Raw genomic sequence first — 21,228 nt, 5'->3', positions numbered from 1 at the left:
CCTAAACATCCATTTGCCCTTGTGGCACCAACGTGTCGATCGCCGACGTTGCAATATGCAGCTGGCGAGCCATTAATTGCGCAATCCACATATCCCGAGTCTGCTGCGAAGGTCCCCACGCACTGGGAATCGAATTCACTATCTCTGCAATCGTCGCCGCGTCAATCGATGTCATCTTGGCGACGGCTCGCCTTAGCGGGGCTTCCTTAAGATACGCTTCGAACTCTGGGAAGCGTCCATATATGCGCGCGTCATCCACAAAATGTGGGCTCCCTATCTCATCTTCAATGGCTCCCTCCACAAAGCAATGACTGTGGTCAATCACCATAAGCTTCAATTTTGCTCCGTCCCGCGTGAAACAGAGGTTGTCGCGGCGTGGTTCAGGATCAAGATAATCTGGGGGTGGACAACGATCGAGGTTCCGGATCCAAGTGTCAAAAATCACCAGCAATGCGATGTCCGATGGCTCTGACAGCCGAGCCAAAAGATTCGGGCTCCCGTCGCTGGTGATGCATGGTACTTCGCTAGAAACGAATGCCGGTCCGAACGCGATCGTTCCATGATCAAGCATCGGTATTTCAATTTCCGCGAGTTCCAAAACCGCAAAATTCGGGACAAACAGTCCGAGGCTGCTAGCCATTTCGGCTCCCACGAGTTCCATGGCAAGACTCTGGTTTCCTGCTGGATTCCCCATCCCCTTGAGAAATGCTGTTCCCGCATTCGTTTTGACCTTCGCCACGCGCGTGCTCGTCGGATATATTTCAATCACGCGATCGACTGCTGTCGGTTGCCAATGCAGCCCGCATCTAAGCATGCCGCCCCCTATTCTTTCACTTCATATTTGTTGAGCGATTTAGACATCTTGCTGCGTTATGCGACAACCCCCGCTCTCATGCCAGATTTGATCTCAACTTCACTGGCGAAACGATATTCCGGCGATAAATTTGCGGTTTTACGTTATCGCACCGGCGACTACGCCTTGAAAACACACCCGGCGTTGGCGTCACAGAGAAAGCAATTACCCGCAATTGTTCTTGCCAAAGCTCGCGATGTTGCCGAAGAATCTCAGACATGCACACGGATATCGATCATCTTCCGGCCGCCAAGCAGCGCGAGCTCGAACGCGTCGTCGAGACGATTTTCGATGAGTTTCGCGGCGCGACGGAGAATGCGACCGGTCCGCGCAAGGGCGCCCGAATTCTCAAAATTATCCTGTTCGGCAGTCACGCGCGCGGCGATTGGGTCGATGCGCCGCTATCGGCGAACCAGTATAAATCTGACTACGACATTCTCGTCGTCGTCAGCCAGAAGGAATTGACCGACAGAGCCGCCTATTGGGCGAAGGCAGAAGAACGGTTGATCCGCGCCTACACAATCGAGAAGACACTGCGCACTCCGGTCAATTTCATCGTTCATTCGCTGCACGAGGTGAACGATGGCCTCGCGCATGGTCGTGTCTTCTTCATGGAGGTCGCGAAGGACGGAGTGGCCCTTTACGACGCGGATGGCCGCGAACTGGCGACGCCGAAGCCGAAGAGCGCTTCGCAGGCGCTTTCTACCGCGCGAGAATACTTTGAGGATTATTATCCGGGCGCGGTCGTTTGGCTAAATACGTCGCGTGATTTGGCAGTTCAGAAGCGCCCCAAAGAGGCAGCTTTTTTGCTCCATCAGGCCACGGAGCGTTTTTACGCCGGCCTACTGCTCACGCTGACCTACTACACGCCTTACAACCATAATATCGCCTTCCTGCGCTCGCTCGCAGAAGGGCTTGATCGACGCCTCTACGGCATCTGGCCGCAGAGCACGCATCGCGAACGCGCAATGTTCCAGAAGTTGAAGGAAGCCTACACGAAGGCCAGATATTCCAGACACTACCGGATCAGCGAAGAAGAGCTGACTTGGCTTGGTACGCACGTCGAAGAACTTGGCCGCATCGTCCATCAGGTCTGCACCGACAAGATCACCGAACTTGAAGCTGCCACGCGCGGATAAGGGTTCGGCGATACGTATCATTCGAGCGTCAGGTTTCGGCACGCTGGTTGAAAAGTCAGAGCGTCAAAAGTGGGGTGGGGAGCAGACGTTGCCTCATCCACTTCCGTCATCCCGGGCTTGACCCGGGACCCGCCTATTCCTTCAAGAAGGCAGGCCCCGGATCAAGTCCAGGGTGACGATGATGGATAGGTCCGCAATCGGTCGATTCCGGAACGACAACTTTTGCCAAATTTCCTCCCGGCACGAAACTTGTCGGAACTCCCAGATTCTGGCATAATCCTGCCCACGGGATGAAATGACTGGCGGTCATCCCGAGGATAACCCTGCCAGGCATCATGTAGGTTCGGCCATTTCGGTCGGGCAGTTGCTGGACGCCGCATCAGCGGCACAGCGGACACCGCTTGCACATCCGCGCATCAACGCGCGGACCGCCGTTGTGCGAGCTTACCATGACCACCCCAACGAACGACGTTTACGCGCGCGAAGTCGTAATGGCGCGCGTCGGACATCTTATCCGCCGCAAGCAGCGCGAGATCGAACGCATCACGCGCATCCTGCGCGGCTGTTTCGACCCGGACAGGATGCAGGCGCCCGAACCGGGTGTCATCAAGCGGATCATCCTGATCGGTCCCTATGCGCGGCGAAGTTGGTACGAAGACCAACGGACGATCGACTTTTCCGATTATGAATTCTGGGTCATCGTCAATCATCCACTGTTCGTGGACGAATGCTGCTGGCGACGCGCCCGCGATGTCATCCGGCGTGAGCTTGGCGACCGCTGCGCGGTTGATGTCGAGATCTACTCCAAATCCGATATCCGCACCGCCAAGGCCGAGCGTGACACCTTCATTCTCGACCGGATCGAGGCCGGTATCACGCTCTACCGCGCCTCGCGGGACGCGCCGCTTCCCACCCGCGATCGTCGGGAGGCGCGGCCATGACCAGCACCGGCTCATTCGCGTCATTCGACGAATTCTATCGGTCCCAGAACCGTCGTCTGTTCCACTATTTCAGGAGGAGGGTCGGCCGGGAGGAAGCGTCCGATCTCGTCCAGCAAGCCTTTTCCGGGATGCTGCGCTGCGGAGCATTCGAAAGGGTGGAAAACCCCGAAGCCTATCTGTTCCGCTCCGCCCGCAATCTCGTCATCAATCAGGCCCGAGAAAAGAAGCGGCGTCCGGGCGTTATCTATCCCTTCGACGATGAGCGCGATTGCCCCGCCCTCCCCGAACAGGAACAGCGGATCGAGGCCGCCGAACTACGACGAATATTTCGGCGAACGCTTCGCGCGATGCCACGCAGGACCCGGCGCGTCTTCTTAATGCATCGCCTACGAGGCATGACGTATCGCCAAATCTCGGAGCGGCTGGGCATCGGTGAGAAGGGCGTCGAATATCACATGATGCGCGCGTTGGCGCGGTGCCGCCGCGCAGTTGCAGCGCGAGAGGAATGACGCACGACCGTAGCCGTCAACAAAGGTGAAGCAGAGTAAAGAACTCACGGTTGCCCCCGCCTGCGGGCAACCGGCCGAAGGATGCTATGACTTTAACTCGCCGAAGGCAGCGGTTAAGGCCAAGGCCGACGCCCGGTTATGCATTCGAAAATGCGGCTAACAGCCCTACCAAAGTAGCGTTTTCCGTGATGGCTTTGTCCGGAATCAACGCATAGCGCCAATGCTTCCCATCGCCCTCCGCAGCAAATTCATTGGCATGCTTAACCCACTCCGAAGCGGCTCGCGCTTTTTCCAAGACGATTGGATCGGCCATTTCGTTATCGGCTTTCACCTCAACAATTAGCTTCTCGGTCACGGTCTCAATCACGAAATCAGGCTCATAGGGTTTGCCTGGCTGATACTCGATCCTGAATTGCCCGCGTCCCGGCTTGAGCCAGCGCAACACGTCCTTTTCAAATCCGCTGTCGATCATCACCGCAAAACGCCGTTCGGGATCGGAATGGAATTTGTGGAACTGATACGGGCTTTTGCTGCTGCCGGTGAAGGTGAAGCCGGGTGTTGTCGAAAGTGGCATCGCCGCCTGTGACATCGGCAACAGCTTGGCGAGCGAATAGCTGAATTGCTGCGACTGCAAGGCGCGGAACGACCGCACCTTGCTCGCCCGGTATTCGGCGGGCGTTTGCCGGTAGTGTGCTTTCATCTGCGAGAAAATCCGTTGGGCGAGCATCTTGCCGTGCGCCAGCGCGACGTTCTCAACATCTTCCTCCGAGGTCAGATAGCTGCGCAGATAGTCGATCATCTGCCCCGCCAGCTTGTAAAGCAGATCGGCCTGGCTGTCATAATCGACCTGGGGGTAATCCATCAGGTGCTTGACGAGATAATTTTCGACCCGCGCCTCTTTCGGCCCTTCCAAGGCCCGTGCCAATTCGCGTTGCGATTGATCGCGCAGGTTACGGATCAACAGTCGGTCGGAGATCGGCTGCAACCTAATGTCGGCCATGCTGCCAAGGTCAAAATCCTCGAACCAAAAATTGACTTCGCGGCTTGGCAGCACAACGATTTCAGGAATCTCAATCGTATTCTCAGCCACGCTGGCAGTGACGATACCGACCAGTTTGGCAATGTCGGGCGCTGTCACGATGCCGTCGAAAGCCCCTTGCGTCTGAAGCGCAGCGGAAAGCCGCGTCACGTCAGCCGCAATCGCCTTTCGAACTTCGGGCTTGAGCAAATCCTTGAGGCCACCGGTCAACTGCCGCTCATATTTGTCGCGGATCACGTCAATGGTGGTCTGGGCAATCTGGCGATCTTCAAGGCTGTCAAAAATGAACGGGGTCCGTTCTTCCCGAACACCTACCGGCACGTCCTTGCCAGTCAGCGCCGCTTCAAATGTCGTGGTCACTTCCATAATGGATTGCGGTTCGGTCGAAATGTCGCCGCCCGCACCGATGGTAAAGGCCTTCAATTGAACCAGTGAATCGGCCTCCTTCGCCTTGCTGATCACTTCGCTGAAACGGTCATGCGCGATGACAGTCAGCGTATCGACCGCATCGTTACCAGTGCGTTCACCGTATGGCAGGCGCAAGCCGCGCCCCAAAGTCTGTTCGGTGAGAATATCGGAGGCCGACGCGCGAAGCGGAACGATGGTGTAAAGGTTGGTGACGTCCCAGCCTTCTTTCAACTTGTTGACGTGAATCACGATGTCCGTGTCGCCCGCGTCCTCCAACGTCACCAGCCGCTGCGAGGCTTCATCGCTTTCAACGCCGGTCTGGTTGGAATGCACTTCAACCACGCGGCCCTTGTAGGCCGCGTTGAAAAACGCATCGCTTTCGATCCAGTCGCGCAGCCGCTTGGCTTCCATCGTATCTTTCGCCACGACCAGCATGAAGGGGTGGACGTGCTTGCGGCCGGTTTGGCGCGCGTAAAGTTCCAGCTCGGTTTTCACATGCTCGTGATAATGCGCGCCGTCTTCCAGCATGATTTTTTCAAGGCTGTCGGCATCATAATCCTTGGCGTTGAAATCCGCGCGCGTCGCGACGGCAGGTTCCTTTACATAGCCATCGGCCATCGCGTTGCCGAGGCCGTAATGGTAGATGACGTTCTTGAAATCCTTTGACGATCCGCCGACCGTCTTGGGCGTCGCGGTCAGTTCCAGCCCCAGTTTGGGATCAAGTTCAAACACCGCCTGCGCGGCCGCCTTCGCGCGGTAACGATGCGCTTCGTCCATCAACATGACGAGATCGGGCAGCTTGGAGAGATAGTCGAAATAGCTGTCGCCCAGCGTTTCGCGAAAGCTGCGGATTTTGCCGCTTTCGCGGTTGATCTTGTCCACGTTAAAAATGTTGATGATGGCTTCGTTGCCGAACAGATCGGACCCGCGAATACCGCGCCCTTCCTGCCATGTGTCACCCGTCACGATCACAGGCGGCGTTTGGGCAAACTGCGATATGCCGCGAAACACATATTTGGGTGATGACTGCCTGGAGAAATCATCGACCAGCTTGTCATAAATCGTCGTATTGGGGGCGAGTACGAAGAAGTTTTTGGAGCGGCCAGTGAGATAGAGGTAAGAAATGAACGCACCCATTAACCGCGTTTTGCCTACCCCGGTGGCGAGCGAGAAGCAGAGCGAGGGGAAATCCCGCTCAAACGCTTCGACACTGGGATAGGTCTTCCTGATTTCTCCGAGCAATGCTTCAAGCTCACACGGCGCGCTGAAATCCATGCGAGTCAGCACATCGCCGAGTATGCCCAGCGCCAGTTCCTGCGGGCCGCGCAAGGATAGCCGCTGTGCAATCTGGCGACGGATGCGGGTGTCGTTCACGGCATCACTCATCGCCGCTCTCCCCGCCGAACAGCGGGAGGGCATCGGCGGGGGGCGCACCGTCATTTTCCATCAGCGGCAGTTTCGCGATATTGAGCGAATAATCGTCACGGCCCCATTCGCATTTTTGCAGGATGGCAGTGGGGATTTTGACCAGCGTCAGATTTTCAAACGCCTCTGCTTCCGCGCTATAGGCTTTGCAGCAGATCAGCAGCGAACGATCCGGCCCGACATCCTGCGATATTTTCGCGCAGGCTTCATGTGTCAGGCTTTGGGTGGTGACATAGATGAAGTCGGTTTCGGTCGACGCCCCGTGACACCAATAATCTTTCGCCGATGGCGCATACGAGAAGCCCATATGCTTGCACATGGCCTCCGCCAGCATCGCTGGGTTATAATCCGGAGCGATCACCCAATTGCCATATTTGTCCTGGGCGAGCAGCGAGGGTGCGAGGGTGAAGTAACGAAAACCCCCCCCCCCCTTCCAATCGACCGCCTTGCTAATCCCACCTTGATCGCTGCCGTCGATGACCCGTTGCAACCGCGGCACTATATGGGTGTCCGCGTGGTCACCAATTTCGACCATTATCCACCGTCGACCCATTTTGTGAGCGACCGCGCCAGTCGTGCCGGAACCGGCGAAGGAGTCGAGAACAAGGTCGCCTTCGTTTGAAGAAAGTTGCAATATCTTTAGGAGCAAAGCCTCCGGCTTTTTGCCATTTGGAAACTGCACGCCACCCTCTTTGGTAAGATTGTTGAGGGGGAATCCTTCCCAAAATGTTCCGACCTTTTCGAGCTTGACCACTCGGCCCTGCTTCTTGACGGCTACATCAGAAAGCCATGCAATCAAATCGCAATTTGCACCTTTATAATATAAGGTAGTAATCTTCCCTTTACTCTTTCCAGAACGAGGGATGTATTCAATGCTGAAAAAATCTCCATTCCCGGAAACTTCTTCCATAACGCGGGTGCGAATAGAGCTTTGAGCATTCGTATCGCGGAAAATTTTGTCGAAATACTTGATATAGCACTCTCTCTCCGTGAGAGATTCTCGCTTCATCAACGAGCTAATTGATTCCATTTCAACATCATAATGACGATATATTTTAATTGGTTCCCCTGATCCATCTCGAATTTCGGATACGAACTCCCTACTACCAAAATTATGAATTACCCGCGTGTATTTCCAACTCTTCCCTTCCCCTCTCATCTGCTCAATTAGTTCAAATAAATCTTCCTCATCATAAAGATCATTGAACTTCTTAAATCCGCCATTGGTGTCAGCATTTTTACAATATACCAATGCATACTCAATATTCTTCTTTAGCTTCCTATCCTCGCCGCCGCCGGAAGCTCCAGATGTTAGCTTCATTTTTAAACTAACTTGGTTGATAAAATTTCCGCGTCCAAATACTTCGTCGCAGAGAACTTTCAAATAATGCGCCTCATTGTCGTCAATGGTAATCCACAGAGTTCCATCATCAGTTAGCAATCTTTTGATAATCTCTAGACGATCACGCATGAGAGACAGCCAGAGCGAATGCTCCAACCCATCATCGTAATGGGTAAAGGCCGATCCAGTATTGTAGGGCGGATCAATAAAAATGCATTTCACCTTGCCCGCATAGTCCGCTTCCAGCGCCTTAAGCGCGAGCAGGTTGTCCCCCTTGATGAGCTTATTATCGAAAATATCAGCGTCCGACCGCCGCGCGGCCGCGTGGGTGCTTTTGTCGGGGTTCTCGATCAGAATGCGGGGCTCCAGCTTGGGGTGATCTTCCTTGCCGGGCCATGTCAGTTCAAGTTTGGTCTTTTTGGTCATATTGCTCATTCTACCGTCCAGCGCAGCGTCATCAGCGGCGCGAGCGTGGGTTGCCTGTTGAGGCTTTCGGCGAATTCGTCGAGCTTGTCGACGACATCGCGCCGAACTTTCTTGCGCCGTTCAAATTTTGATAATTTGAGGTCATCGACTTCACCCTCAACCCTTTTGATCTTGCGACTGAGCGCCACCTTGTCCTCCATTGAAAGGTCGGGTGACCGCTTTTGCCGCTGCAGTTCCTTGACCTCGGTTTCCAACGCGTCAATCTGGGCATCTAGCTCAATTTCAATATCCGCAGCATAGCGATCCAGCCGGTCTTCTTCAGCCTGAATCCATGCGAAATTTTCGTTTTTGATCTTGTCCGAAAATGCGGCAAACTGCGTTTGTTCTATGACCTTTAACGCCGCTTCATCCGGAGCGGTCTGCGCGAAGGATGGCGTCCCTTTGGCGGGAACCATGAACATCTTGTCGGCTACTTCGCCCGAAATAAGCGCCCCTGCATCGCTGGTGCACGCGATCAGCAGGTCTTCGCGCAGGGCATCGGGCGTCGGCATCACTGCCCGAAACACCCGCATCCAGCCTGACTGCCCTGCCAAATCCTTCACCGCACCCATCTGCCCCGCATAGGGAAAATCATCGGGCCGGAAGGTCAGAGCGGCGGACTGGCTCGCATGATCGCGCGCCTTGGCGGCTTCGACGATTTCCAACCCCAGGCCATCCGACACGCGCAGGAATTGCCAGTCATTGTCATCGGCAATCGGCCACTCGGTCGTGAACGTGAGTCCGTCAAGATCGAACCGCTGGCTGTCTGGCGCGGGGAACGCAGCGCCGGGCAATTCCGCTTTCGCGATAGTCAGGAGCCTTTGCCGGAATTCTGGGACACTGGTGGCCAATTCCGCTTCGCGATGGTGGAGCTTGGCTATAACTTCAGCGTCCAGCGCGCCCAACACTTTGGCACGCGCCGCTTCCATATCGGCATTGATGGTATCCTCAATCGACGATTTGAGGACGCCAAATTCAAACTCTGCCTGTTCGGGCGTACGGCAATCCTGCACAATGCGAAGCACTTCGCGTTCAAAGTCCAGTCCACTGACCAATGTACCCAAAACTTCGTCGCTTGCGCCGAAAACGCCTTCGAAAAGATGGAATTTGTGGGCAAGAAGATCGTGAATGCGTTGCTCTGTCTGGTTTTTGAGATTGAGCATGTTGACCACGGTGACGTCGATCAACTGTCCGTAGCGGTGACAACGCCCAATACGCTGTTCGACGCGCTGCGGATTCCACGGCAGATCGTAGTTCACGATCAGCGAGCAGAATTGAAGGTTGATGCCTTCTGCCCCGCTTTCAGTCGCAATCAGGATCGCCTTGTCATCTCCTTTGAACGCTTCGACTATCGCGGCCTTCATATCGGCCGATTTCGAACCCGAAATCTTGTCGGTCCCCTTGTGGCGCTCTTTCCACGCGGCATAGACATCCTTGCTCGCAAGGTCAGCATTGGAGCCATTCATCAAGACAATCTGCCCCGCATATCCGTGCTTGCTGAGCAGCTCGTTCAGATAGCTTTGGGTACGGACGCTTTCGGTGAAAATCACCGCTTTGCGTTTGCCGCCCTTGTTGGCGATTTCATCGAGCACCGTTGGCAGTTGGTGGAGCAGTACTTCGCCCTTGGCGTTACTCCCGATCGAGCGGGCCAGGTCCAGATAGGTTTCCAGCTCGGCTATTTCTGCCGCCAGTTTTACAGGATCAATCGCTTCAGCCTCATCGGCCTCATCATCGATGTCCGCTTCTTCGAAAGAGATTTCGATGTCTTCCAAATCATCTGTAATATCCAGCGTCGCGCGTTCCTTGCGCCGCAGCCGTTCGATCAATTTGTCGAGATAGCTGGCAACCGCAAAGGTCGATGACCCAAGGATTTTGCGGACTTGCAGGACGACAAGCTGGTTGGCCTTGTCACCGTAGGAGATGCTGTCTTTCCGCTGCAAAAACGCCGACAAACTATTGTAAAGCATCAGCTCGTCAGCCGACGGATCGAACGTAAACGTGCGAGCGTTGCGCCGTTTGAAATTGATATGCCCAGCTTTTTGCACCTGCTTCCGCAGCGTCCGATGACAGATTGGCGCAAGGCGTTCCTTAAGAACATCAAGCGCGCTGGGGCTAGCCGAAGCACCAGAATACTGGGCTTTGAACGCATTTTCGCCGCCAAAATGCTCCTCGTCGATCACCGAGACGATGCCGTAAAGTTCCATGAGAGAGTTCTGCAACGGTGTTGCCGTCAGCAGGATTTTAAAGGGGTCTTGTAGCGCAGCCTTCAGCTCCTTCGCGCGCTGAGAACCGCCCTTTTTGTAGACGTTCCGGAGACGGTGCGCTTCGTCAAAAACCACTAGATCCCATTTCACGACGCGCAGTTCATCAGCTTTCCGCGCGGCAAATTCATAGGATGAGATCACGATGCCATCGGCCGCTTCAAACGGGCGGCCGATCTTGTCCTTTTTCATCGCCTTATATGTCGCGGCTTCGATGATCGTGCTGCGGAGCGAGAATTTTTCGAATAGTTCCTGCTGCCACTGCTTACGCAGTGAGGCGGGTACGATCAATATGATGCGGCGCTTGTGCTCGGCCCAGCGCTGCGAAATAACTAGCCCCGCTTCGATCGTTTTTCCAAGACCCACTTCATCAGCCAGTAGGACGCCCTTTGATAGTGGAGATTTGAGCGCAAATAGTGCCGCATCGACCTGATGTGGGTTCATTTCCACTCGCGCCGAAGTGAGCGATCGCGTGAAGGCATCGTCATCCGTACCCGCTAGGGTCAACTTGTGGGCATGATAATGTGAGTGAAGCTGCGTAAACACTATTCGATTCGTCCACTTCTGTTACTTAAATTCCTGGAACGGCCTTCAATTTCGTACAAACCATATCCGAAATAGTTTGGTAACTGGTAAGTCAAGCGAGGCATGCGCTGCCTCACGGCAACCTGCTCTATTCGCTAATGCGAACCAAGCCTAGAGTCTTGGCCATCCGGTGACGATCAGGAGCGGGTATAAGATGAGCGGGAGATTCTGCGGTCGCACTCTTTCCCGCTGCGCTCCTTGAGGGTGCGGCCCTTTTGGACTGACCCGCTGGCGCTCTTGCCTCTCTCCTTGCCGGACACCCGCTGGCCCACAGGTCCGCGCGCAGGGCGTCCGGCTGGCGTCGCACCGTGCAAGGGCACCGTCGATTTCCGCGTTGCGGAGGGCGAGAGGCTGATCGCCTCTATTTGCATGTAAACGGGAACGCCAAGGGCTTTGCCCTCTCGTTTCCCGAAGCGGAATAGCCGCCCCCGTGTGGCGGGCTGTGCCCGCTGGCCCGCGCCAGGGCGTCGATTCCGCTTACCCTCCCCCTCCCATCCTCGCCGGAAGGCAGGCCGCATGGCCGCAGGCAGTGCGGCTTTCAGCCGAGGAAGGAGTGTTCAGATGCAGGATTTGCTTTTGAAGTACCGGGAATGCGGGGCGGAAACCCGCGACGATTATCTGCGCGAGGTAGCGCATGAAAATGGCCTGCCCTTTGCCTGTGTGCAGCAGCTGGCCGATCATTTGGGAGAGCGCGAAGATTTCGGGGCGCTACTGGAAATGTGCGAGCAGCGCGGGAAGGCAATGCAATGAGCACCGCCGCCCTTTCCACGTCGGACCGCATAGCGCGGCTCAATGACCTTACCCGGCAAGCGATGGGAGTGGCTTGCACGGCGGTTGCGACACGGGGATTTCGGTCGCTCCCTTCATTCGATCAATCGGCAATACGGGAGTTGATCGAAACCTATGATGCCTTCACCCCCGACAACAACCCATACGGCGAACGGGATTTCGGAGCGATCTATCTGACCCGGGATGGCAAGTGGACGGCGGCGAAGCCTGCTGACGGCAAACCCTTGGAAACCGTGTTCTGGAAGATTGACGCCTACGACCGCAACCTGCGGTTCGGCAGCGAAGACCCGGCCGATCCCGCCGTTACGCGCCGGGTACTGACCATAATGCTGGCCAGCGAATATTGACGACACCATAGCGTCGGGCGCTTGATTTGGTTTCCGATCTTCGTCCGTCCATTACGACCATCGGGACGTCAGCCCTGATCGTTCGCGAAATGCGGTACCGTGGCATTCGCCTTTTCGGCGATGGCCGCACAGCGACCCATCAGCGCATCGAAAGTCGGCGCTTCGCCGAGGATTAGCCCGTCAGCCACCATCTGGGAATAATCGTCGCCGAGCGCCTCTCGCGCTGCGCCCCCCGGCGCCAGCATGAGTCCGCCGCTCACGACCTGGGCGTATTCGATCGCCGCCCCGTCCTCGCCCTTTTCGGCGAAGAAGAGCTGTTTGTGATGGGCAACGTCCCGCGCGAGTTTGGTGTCTCCGATGGCTTCGTCGGCAATGCCTACATCATCGAGCCGGACGAGATCATACCAATGGCGCGCGAACCGATCGCCGCCCCGGAACCGGCCCTGACGGCAGAAGACATGGATCGCGGTCGCCTTTTCCCAGAAGGTACGCGTCGCGAGCATCACGCGCGGCTCGGCGGCCGGAAACGCGAGCTGCGGCAAATAGGTCGCGGCGTCGCAAATAATGGTTCGGCGCTCGGCAGGCTCGCCGGTCGCGCGGGCACCGAATTCGAGGAGAACGCGCGGAGGCGCCAAGCACCGACAGCGCCCAGACCACCATCACATCTTTTTCAAGAAGATGAGGAGGTCGGCCGCTTTCGCTTGCGGCGAAGCTTATCGCTTCACCCCGCTCGCTTGCCGGAAGATCGAGAAAGGCATCGCTCATCCAGCAAGTTCACTCACTTGCCGCGCCATCCAATCAGGCAAGCGCATACGCGCGCGGGCAACCTCCTCGATCGCGCCACGCGGCGCCTTCCGCTTGAGCAGGGGCGACAGTTCCTGCGCGCGCTGTGGCCCGAGCCAAGCCAGAGCCCGTACAATCTGGCCTCCGGGCTTGCCTGCAAGCGTCAACTGCCACGCGGGCACATGTTGCAATCCGACCCTGAGCTTGCCGAGATTGAGCGTCCGGCTGCGGCCCGAGGTCAGATAGACGCTGCGCGTCGGAACCTGGGTGGTAAGTCCCAACGCATTGGCGGCGGCCGCGCCGTGCGAAGCAATGGTCTCGCCGCGCGCTTCAGCAATCGCTTCGACCAGCCTGCCGGTCTCGGGCGGGCGGGTGCCGAACCGGCCTTCAATCGGACGCACATAGATACCGCGGCCGACACGCAAGAGCGCGCCGCTTTTGGCGAGACGAGAAAGGGCCTGATCGACCCCTGCGCGCGTGCCCAAGCCGAGCAGCTGTTTGGTGAACAGCGGCTGGCCTTCCGGCAGGGCGTGCGCATGAATCATAATCTGTTCGGCGAGGGACTCGTTCGACATGGTTTAATCTCCTGTCAGGAATACAAGCGAGTTTCTGACAGAAATCAATTACGATCCAGATCGCAGCAAAGCTCAAGGTCGCACAATGTCTGGTATGGCTTGGAACGACGCCTGCTACGGCCTGCACCGTTTGGCGCAGGCCGGACCACACAGCGTCAGGCATTACCCGAGCGTAGGACTCCCGTGCGGCCGGGATATTGGGCCTTGCTGTTCTGCCTCCACCAAAACTCCACCGTAACAGGAATGCGCCATTTTTTTGCAATCCGATCGATCTCTTTCCACGCGTCAGAGGCAGATTGCCCCTGCAACGAGACGCCGAGTTTGTGGTGGTAGCGGAAGCCCTCCCCTACGTAGCTTCCTGCCCGCGCTGGGATATGCAATTCGCGCACGAGGTTTTCACCTTCTAGACCTGACGCTTTCAAATGGGCGATTATGGCTAGAAGGATGGACGACCACCGAGGACTCTTGATAGCTTTGCCATTCACCGATGCGACTAGCGGCTTGGTGAAAGAAAGACCTGGGGCGTCGGCGAACTCCATCGTCCCCTGATCACTGACCACAACGTCGCAATCTGGCTCATCGTCGCGCTCAAGGCCAAGCTGCTCCATTGCCTCCCTGACCACGCGCTCGATTGTCTCGCTCGGTGTTTTCGTTCCGAGCCATGTCTTCAGCGTGCTCAACCCCGCAAACGTCGCATCGTCTATTCGTATAACCGGCATCATAACGATCTCCACCAAGCAGTCGATAGAGAAATATGTAACATATTTCACGAAAGGCACAAGGGAGATATGTTACATATTCTCTAACGCAGTTTCAGCTTCCCCCGTTCAGTCGAATCAGCGCAGGCCATGCGTTCACTGCTAGCCAACGAGGGCGACCACATTGTTGCCACCGCGCGCAGTCTCCCGCGCCTCGTCCAGCACTTCCACTGCTTTGAGTTTGAATTCAGGAGCAAGATGGGCATAGCGGAGCGTCATCGCATAATCGCTATGTCCCAGCAGTTCGCGGATGGTGTTGAGATCTACACCGCCCATCGCGAGGCGCGATGCGAAATGGTGGCGCATGTCATGCCAACGGAATTCGGTGATTTTTGCGTCCTTAAGCAACCGGCGCCATGACGAATTGACGCGGTCGAACCGCTCTCCCTGTTCATTCACGAAGACAAGGCCGGAGGAATCTTCGCATTGCGCTCGCCAGTTGAGCAGCACAGAAGTTGCCTCGCGGTTGAGGGGTATATGCCGCGTGCGTCTCGATTTCGCGGTTGCCCCGGTCACCGTCAGAATGCGCCGGTCCAGATCGACGTTCGACCATGTGAGATCGAAAAGTTCCCCACGCCTGCACCCGGTATTCATCGACAGCAGGATCAGGGGTTTTACATGATCGGTGAACACGAAGTCACGCAGGCTGGGTAGAAGGACGTAGCCGCGCTCGGCGCGCCACCGATTGGCGGAATCGCGCTCGACGCGTCGGCGCTCTTCACGGGCCTCGATTGCCGCGCGAAGCCGAGGTTCTTCGGCCTCGCTCAAAAAGCGCACCTTCATGCAATCATCGACGCGAGACTTTTTGATCTTTGCTAGTGGATTAGCGATTAGCAGCCCCCAATCGACGGCGCGATTAAAGCTCGCCTTAATCGAGGCGAGATCGCGGTTGATCGTCTGATTGCTCAAGCCGCGTTCGACCTGGACTGCCCGCCACCGCTCGATATCGAGACCGGTGATTTTATCGAGTGGCCTGTCGAGAAGCGTTTTGAACGCCGTGGCGAGGCGCTTGAGATTCTGTTCATGCGCCTTCTGGTTCGACTTGGCCCATGCCGCATAATCGCCATCAAGAAACTCCCGGTAGGTTGGAATGACAGCCTTCGGCTTGCGCGCCTCGATGGGATCGATGCCACGATAGAAATCCGCGAGAATAGCTCTCGCGCTCTCGCGTGCTTCGCTCACGCCGAGCACGTCGGCGCGGCCAAGCCATACCCGCTTGCCGCGCGCATATTCGCAGTAGTAAGACTTGGTCCCACTGGGCATCATTCGAAGAACGAGCCCTTTCAACCGAGTGTCGCGATAATCGATTTTGGTGGTCGGGGTGGTCAATTTATCGACCGCCAATTGGGTTAAAGCTGTTTGCATGATTTACCACTCGCGCATGTCCAAATTTCGATCTGGTGGTGCACTGGTGGTGCAACTTGATGAATTAGGACGGAACAAAAGGGCACCAGACGCAACGTCGATGACACCGTAAAAATGGCAGAAAACTGCGGTAAAATCAACAATTTTGGGGTGCATCCGGATGCAACGCGATCACCCGAAAATACGGTCTGGGGGTGTGGGGGTCGGAGGTTCGAATCCTCTCGTCCCGACCAAATTTACTGCAAAACCATATCGCAAAGCGCTCGCTGCATCTGCGCGCCATTGCTCCGCCCGTGGGAACCAGCGCGCGCGGCCGCGAGTATGCGACGGTTATGCACCCCTCGCTTCGCCTCGTCGGACTCTTGGTCAACCTCCGTTCGGCAGTCGCCTTCCCCATCAAGGGCCAACCACTCAGGGCGATGGCGCGATGACCCGCGTGTCCGAGCCTTCGGTCACCCAGCATCGCGATCTGCGAACGGGGCGCCCGATCTGGCTCCGCCACCGTCGCCTCCCGCTTGCAATCAAAGGGCTTGCACGATCGCTGCGCTGCGACGTGGCGGTCGTCGGCGCCGGCATATCGGGCGCGCTGATTGCGGAGACGCTCAGCGACGCCGGGCTCGGCGTGGTGGTCGTGGATCGTCGCGGCCCCGCCGCAGGATCGACCGCCGCGTCAACCGCGATGCTGCAATATGAGATCGACCTCCCGCTCTCGCAAATGGCCCGGCGGATCGGCACGGAACGCGCAACGCGGATCTGGCGCCGCTCGCGGCTGGCGGTCGACGCCTTGCGCGAACGAACCGAACGCCTTGGTCTCGATGTCGGCGCTGCCACGCGCTCGACGCTGTATCTCGACGGCAATATTCTCGACCCGGCCGCGCTCGCCGTCGAAGCGGATGCCCGGCGCAATGCGGGTTTCGAGATCGAATATATCGGCCCTGCCGAGGTCGAGCGACGCTACGGGATCAGCAGGCGCCATGCGATCGTCGGGTACGGCAATTACTCGGCCGATCCGCGGCGCCTGGCCGCGGCCTATCTGCAGGTCGCGCAGGAGCGCGGGATGCGCCTATACGCGCCTGCCGAGGTGATCGGCGTGGATAGCAACGACAGCGGCGTCCAGCTTCAGATCGACGGCGGGGCCACGATCACCGCGGCGCACGCCGTCTTCGCAACCGGCTACGAGATGCTGAAAGGCATCTCGAAAAAGGGAAATTACATTATGTCGACCTGGTCGATCGCGACGCGTCCGCAACCGCAGCGGATCTGGCGCGACGCGGCCATGATATGGGAGGCGTCCGACCCCTATCTCTACATTCGCACAACCCCTGACGGCTGCGTCATCTGCGGCGGGGAAGACGAGGATATTTCCGATGCGACGGCGCGCGACGCGAAGATTGCGGACAAGGCGAAAACGCTCGCCCGCAAGCTCGGGGCGCTGCTTCCCGCTATCGACCCCACGCCCGCTTATGCCTGGGCCGGAAGCTTCGGCAACAGTCCGCTCGGTATCCCGACGGTGGGACGCATACCGCGCATGCCCAATTGCTATGCGGCGATGGGCTATGGCGGCAACGGAATCACTTTTTCGATGGTGGCGGCTCAAATCCTGCGCAGCACCATCTGCGGCGATCGCGATCCCGACGCCGACCTGTTCAGCTTTCACCGATCTTTCTGAACGCCAACACCTGCACCGCTTCACCGCCAACGGAAATATAATTGCGCATCCTCGGACCTTGGGCAACAAGGTCCTTCGTTCAAAAGGAGAATATGATGCGCCTTGCCGTTGCCCTGATGCTGCTGCCCGTCGTCCCGATCGCCGCCAACGCCCCGGCATTTGCGCAAACCGCGTCACAGACCCGAGCGCAGGATGCCGCGCTGTTGCAATTTCTCGATCAGGCTTTCGACGCGCGCCTGGCGCTCAGCCCGGAATCGCAAACGCAGCTTGGCCTCAAAACCAACTACGACCGGCTCGATGACTATAGCGATGCGGCGGCATTGCGGGAGCAGGCGCTGGCCGAAACGCAGCTCAAAGCCATGCACGCCCATTTCAAGCCCGACCAGCTCGGCGAAAGCGCGCGGGTGAGCTATCGACTGTTCGAGTATGAAGTCGAGCGCGGCCGCGAATCGCTTCGCTTCCGCAAACTGCGTTTTCCCGTGTCGACCAATGGCAGCCCCGCGGGCGACATCCCCGTTCTGCTGATCAACAATCACAAGATCGACAGCGTGGCAGACGCCGAAGCCTATATCGCACGACTGCGCGACACCGACCGCGTCATGCGCGAAGTCGCGGCGCGAATGCGCGACCAGGCGGCAGCGGGGATCATCCCCAACAAGGTCAATTTCGCTCCCGCCCGCGCTGATGCACTCAAAATCCTTGCCGGTGCCCCGTTCGACGGCGGCGGCGATTCAACGCTGATGGCCGACTTCCGCAAAAAAGTCAGCGCGCTCGATGCGCCGGTGGCGACGAAGGAAAAACTGCTCGCGGATGCCAGCGCGGCCCTCACCGGCCCCTTCAAGCATGGCTATGAGACATTGATCGCCGCGATCGACGAGATCGAACCCAAATCGACAGGCAATTTCGGTGCCTGGCACCTTCCCGATGGCGCGGCCTATTATGCGGACCGCCTCAAGAGCTCGACGACGACAAATCTTACCGCGGACGAGATTCACGCACTTGGCCTCGCACAAGTCGCGGCTATCCACAAAGAAATGGAAGCCGTGATGCGCGAGGTCGGCTTCAAGGGCACCCTCGCCGAATTTTTCGACAGCATCCGCACCGACCCCAAGTTCAAATATCCGAATACCAATGCGGGCCGCGAAACCTATCTGGCCGACGCGCGCGCCGTCATCTCCTCGGTAATGGAGGCCGCACCGCGCTATTTCCGCGTTCTGCCCAAGGCGCCGCTCGAAGTGCGGGCGGTCGAGAAATGGCGTGAGGGCACGGCGTCGACCGCCTTCTACAACCCGCCGTCGGCGGACGGGACGCGGCCTGGCATCTATTATGTCAATCTTGTCGACATGAACCAGACGCAGAAGGTGCAGGTCGCCGGGATCGCCGCGCATGAAGGGGCACCTGGCCATCATTTCCAGATCGCGCGCCAGCAAGAGCTGACCGGCATACCCAAATTCCGGAAATTCGGCGGTTATGGCGCCTATATGGAAGGCTGGGGCCTCTATTCGGAGCGGCTTGCGGACGAGATGGGCGTTTACAAGACGCCTTATGACCGCTTCGGCATGTTGTCGCTTCAGGTGTGGCGCGCGATCCGGCTGGTTCTGGACACCGGCATCCATTCGAAGCGCTGGACGCGCGAACAGGCCATCGCCTATTTCAAGGCCAACAGCTCGGTATCGGACACCGACATTGCGCGCGAAGTCGATCGCTATTTCAACTGGCCGGGCCAGGCGACGAGCTACATGGTCGGCCAGCTCAAGATCGCCGAACTTCGCAAACGCGCCGAAACCGAACTCGGCCCGCGTTTCGACATTCGCGACTTTCACGAGGCCGTTCTAAGCGAAGGCGCGCTGCCGCTCGACATCCTGGAAGAACAGGTCGAGCGCTACATCGCCGCGCACAAGCAATAGTCGCACCTCCCCGCGCGCCTCGCCTCACCGCGGCGCGTGGGGAACGGCGCCGGCGCCCGCGAACGACCATCAATGGCGCGCAAGGAACCTTGCGCTCGCTCCCGCATATCGAAGACGCATGTTTTCGATAACCTCCCCGACCGTTCGCGCTTGCGAGCGAACCGCGTGAACCGCCCCGCCCTGCCGCACCTGTCGCGCAAAGCGCGCGTGGCCCTTGTCGTCGCCGCGGGAGTGGTTCTTCTCGCCGCTTTGCTGCTCGCGACCTTTCCGGTGGGAATGCTGCGCGGGACGGCCGAGGCGCGCCTGAGCGAAAAATTCGGCGCGCCCGTTCATATCGGGGCGCTGGAGAGAAAGGATGTTTTCTCCTTCTCCCCCGAGATCGAAGCCCGCAGCGTCCGCATCGGGCAGCCCGCCTGGGCGGGACGCGGCGACATGGCGACGATAGGACGCCTGCGCATCCGTCTGCCCATCCTTAAGCTTCTGACCGGGACGATTGCGCCGCGCTCGATCGATATCGACGGGCTGTCGCTGGCGCTGGTGCGCGATGCCGAAGGGCGGAGCAATTGGGGTGGCCCTCGGCCCGGCGGTTCGGACAGTTCGCCGCCGCCTGCCATCGGCACCGTTCGGATAAATGAGGGCCGCTTTACGCTGAAGGATGCCAAGCGCCGCCTTGATATCGCCGGAACGATCGAAGCCAAGGACGCCAAAGGTCTCGCAATCGCCGCCGAAGGGCAATTCAACGGTGCCGCCGCGAAGCTTGGCGCGGCGGCGCGTTGGACCCCAGACGCCGATGGCCGCTGGCCCTTTTCCGCCGAACTGACGTCGGACCTGCTCCGGCTACGCGCGTCGGGCACGATGGCCGCCCCCCTCGACACCGCGCATATGACCATGCGGATGGCGGCGCGCGGTACCAGCCTCAAGCAACTCGACTATATTATCGAGGCGGGGCTGTTCGGTACCCAGGCGATCGACCTTGACGGCGCGGTGCGCCGCGACGGGACCGACTGGTTTATCGACAAGCTCGACGGGCGCATCGGTCGTTCGACGATTGCCGCCACCGCGAAGATACTGAAGCGCGACGGTCGCACCAGGATCGACGCCAGCATCGATGCGCCCCGGCTGGACTTCGACGATCTGGCCGACGACGCCGGACTTGCGGCAGCACGCGCGCAGGAAGCGCGCATCGGCCCGCGCATCTTTCCCGACACGCGGATCAATCTTGCGAAAATGGGGCCGACCGACGGTGTCATCCGCATCACGATCCATCAGTTGCTCGTGAAGGGCGGGTCGGTGTTCAAAAGCCTCAAGGGCCAGCTGTCGCTCGACCATCGGATATTGACGCTCGACAAGGCCGTCGCACAGCTTGGGCGCGGCACTATGAGCGGCCGGGTAAGGGTCGATTCCCGCGGCAAGGTTCCCCTGCTGACGACCGAATTGCGTATCGACGGAGCCAGCTTCGACGATTTTATCGGTCAGCCAGACATGATCCGCGGCCCCGTGCGCGGGCTGGTTCGGATTTCGGGACGCGGCGACACCGTCCGCCAGGCCTTCGCTTCGGGGAACGGGAAGATCGCGTTCGTTGCCAGTGGCGGCGCGATGAACCGCGCTGCGGCTTATGTGATGGCGCAGGATCTTGGCGGAGCGATCGGACAGAAACTAGGCGACGACGAGGCAATGACACCGATCCGGTGCGCGATCCTCGCCTTCTCGGCCAAGGACGGGCTGCTGACGCCCGCCCCGCTGGTCATCGACACCACCATCGCCCGGGCGCGCGGTCGCGGCCAGATAAATCTTGATGGCGAACGCATCGCGCTGGCCATGAATGGCGCGGGGAGCGAAAAGCCGGATCTCAAGCTCGTCGATCCGGTGAAGGTCGAGGGAACGCTCTCGCAGCCCACCATCGGTTTCGCGCCGCCCGGTAAGAAATCGGGCGGCGGGGTGTTCGGGGCTGTGACGCGGTCGATCGGCGCGGCGCTCGGTCTGCATAAGGACCCGCAGCGCGACGCGACGCTTCCCAAACCCGGAACGGTCAACTGCCGCGCACTTGCCGCCGAGGCGCTACGCTAGG

At 58.5% G+C, this 21,228-nt stretch carries 16 protein-coding genes; 8 read left to right on the top strand and 8 right to left on the bottom strand.

From position 1 onward, the window contains the following. Nucleotide 1: 1 nt before the first annotated feature. Complete coding sequence (locus L0963_RS12320) at nucleotides 2–739, bottom strand: HipA family kinase (protein WP_234179824.1); 738 nt, start codon at nucleotides 737–739, stop codon at nucleotides 2–4. Between the two features lie 332 nt (nucleotides 740–1,071). Here L0963_RS12320 and L0963_RS12315 point away from each other — a divergent pair, with 332 nt between their 5' ends. From L0963_RS12315 to L0963_RS12305, 3 genes are all read left to right on the top strand, one after another. Continuing rightward, complete coding sequence (locus L0963_RS12315; RefSeq protein WP_234179821.1) at nucleotides 1,072–1,992, top strand: nucleotidyltransferase and HEPN domain-containing protein; 921 nt, start codon at nucleotides 1,072–1,074, stop codon at nucleotides 1,990–1,992. 449 nt (nucleotides 1,993–2,441) lie between these two features. Next, complete coding sequence (locus L0963_RS12310; protein ID WP_234179818.1) at nucleotides 2,442–2,933, top strand: hypothetical protein; 492 nt, start codon at nucleotides 2,442–2,444, stop codon at nucleotides 2,931–2,933. Beyond that, nucleotides 2,930–3,442, top strand: coding sequence for a sigma-70 family RNA polymerase sigma factor (locus L0963_RS12305; protein ID WP_234179816.1), 513 nt, complete (start codon nucleotides 2,930–2,932; stop codon nucleotides 3,440–3,442). The genes L0963_RS12310 and L0963_RS12305 overlap by 4 nt, the downstream gene beginning before the upstream one ends. Before the next feature lie 136 nt (nucleotides 3,443–3,578). Here L0963_RS12305 and L0963_RS12300 read toward each other — a convergent pair whose 3' ends face one another. From L0963_RS12300 to L0963_RS12290, 3 genes are read right to left on the bottom strand one after another with little or no spacing between them, the layout of a single operon-like run. Further along, a complete protein-coding gene (locus L0963_RS12300; protein ID WP_234179813.1) occupies nucleotides 3,579–6,275 on the bottom strand; it encodes a DEAD/DEAH box helicase in 2,697 nt (898 codons plus the stop codon). Continuing rightward, nucleotides 6,268–8,082 (bottom strand): site-specific DNA-methyltransferase, encoded by a 1,815-nt coding sequence (locus L0963_RS12295; protein WP_234179976.1) that lies wholly within the window; start codon nucleotides 8,080–8,082, stop codon nucleotides 6,268–6,270. Before L0963_RS12295 ends, L0963_RS12300 begins: the two co-directional genes overlap by 8 nt. 5 nt (nucleotides 8,083–8,087) lie before the next feature. After that, nucleotides 8,088–10,889, bottom strand: a complete 2,802-nt coding sequence (locus L0963_RS12290) for an SNF2-related protein (RefSeq protein WP_234179811.1) — start codon at nucleotides 10,887–10,889, stop codon at nucleotides 8,088–8,090. Nucleotides 10,890–11,528: 639 nt separating this feature from the next. On the opposite strand from L0963_RS12290, the gene L0963_RS12285 reads away from it, so the two are divergent. Both L0963_RS12285 and L0963_RS12280 read left to right on the top strand, forming a co-directional pair. Continuing rightward, the gene (locus L0963_RS12285; RefSeq protein WP_234179809.1) at nucleotides 11,529–11,717 is read left to right on the top strand and encodes a hypothetical protein; all 189 of its coding nucleotides are present in this window, start codon (nucleotides 11,529–11,531) and stop codon (nucleotides 11,715–11,717) included. Continuing rightward, nucleotides 11,714–12,103 carry a DUF3768 domain-containing protein gene (locus tag L0963_RS12280; protein ID WP_234179807.1) on the top strand — a complete coding sequence of 130 codons (390 nt, stop codon included), beginning with the start codon at nucleotides 11,714–11,716 and terminating at the stop codon, nucleotides 12,101–12,103. Before L0963_RS12285 ends, L0963_RS12280 begins: the two co-directional genes overlap by 4 nt. 68 nt (nucleotides 12,104–12,171) lie before the next feature. On the opposite strand, the gene L0963_RS12275 is transcribed toward L0963_RS12280, so the two are convergent. The 4 genes from L0963_RS12275 to L0963_RS12260 all read right to left on the bottom strand — a co-directional run bounded on the left by L0963_RS12275 (nucleotide 12,172) and on the right by L0963_RS12260 (nucleotide 15,584). Further along, on the bottom strand, nucleotides 12,172–12,738 hold the full coding sequence (locus L0963_RS12275; protein WP_234179805.1) for a nucleotidyl transferase AbiEii/AbiGii toxin family protein: 567 nt from the start codon (nucleotides 12,736–12,738) through the stop codon (nucleotides 12,172–12,174). A 126-nt stretch (nucleotides 12,739–12,864) separates the two neighbouring features. Beyond that, nucleotides 12,865–13,461, bottom strand: coding sequence for a DUF6088 family protein (locus L0963_RS12270; RefSeq protein WP_234179803.1), 597 nt, complete (start codon nucleotides 13,459–13,461; stop codon nucleotides 12,865–12,867). A 155-nt stretch (nucleotides 13,462–13,616) separates the two neighbouring features. Continuing rightward, a complete protein-coding gene (locus tag L0963_RS12265; protein WP_234179801.1) occupies nucleotides 13,617–14,231 on the bottom strand; it encodes a T4SS efffector SepA family protein in 615 nt (204 codons plus the stop codon). A gap of 90 nt (nucleotides 14,232–14,321) precedes the next feature. Beyond that, nucleotides 14,322–15,584: a phage integrase gene (locus L0963_RS12260; RefSeq protein ID WP_267960660.1), complete on the bottom strand. Its 1,263-nt coding sequence runs from the start codon at nucleotides 15,582–15,584 to the stop codon at nucleotides 14,322–14,324. A 427-nt stretch (nucleotides 15,585–16,011) separates the two neighbouring features. On the opposite strand from L0963_RS12260, the gene L0963_RS12255 reads away from it, so the two are divergent. The 3 genes from L0963_RS12255 to L0963_RS12245 all read left to right on the top strand — a co-directional run bounded on the left by L0963_RS12255 (nucleotide 16,012) and on the right by L0963_RS12245 (nucleotide 21,227). Beyond that, nucleotides 16,012–17,253, top strand: a complete 1,242-nt coding sequence (locus L0963_RS12255) for an NAD(P)/FAD-dependent oxidoreductase (RefSeq protein ID WP_234179797.1) — start codon at nucleotides 16,012–16,014, stop codon at nucleotides 17,251–17,253. Nucleotides 17,254–17,345: 92 nt separating this feature from the next. After that, the gene (locus L0963_RS12250) at nucleotides 17,346–19,160 is read left to right on the top strand and encodes a DUF885 domain-containing protein (protein WP_234179795.1); all 1,815 of its coding nucleotides are present in this window, start codon (nucleotides 17,346–17,348) and stop codon (nucleotides 19,158–19,160) included. Between the two features lie 165 nt (nucleotides 19,161–19,325). After that, the gene (locus L0963_RS12245; RefSeq protein WP_234179793.1) at nucleotides 19,326–21,227 is read left to right on the top strand and encodes an AsmA family protein; all 1,902 of its coding nucleotides are present in this window, start codon (nucleotides 19,326–19,328) and stop codon (nucleotides 21,225–21,227) included. The last annotated feature ends 1 nt before the right edge of the window (nucleotide 21,228 follow it).

Source organism: Sphingopyxis sp. NFH-91 (assembly GCF_021401285.1).
In the GTDB taxonomy this organism is placed as follows: Bacteria; Pseudomonadota; Alphaproteobacteria; order Sphingomonadales; family Sphingomonadaceae; genus Sphingopyxis; species Sphingopyxis terrae_A.
This window is presented reverse-complemented; position numbering and strand designations above follow the sequence as displayed.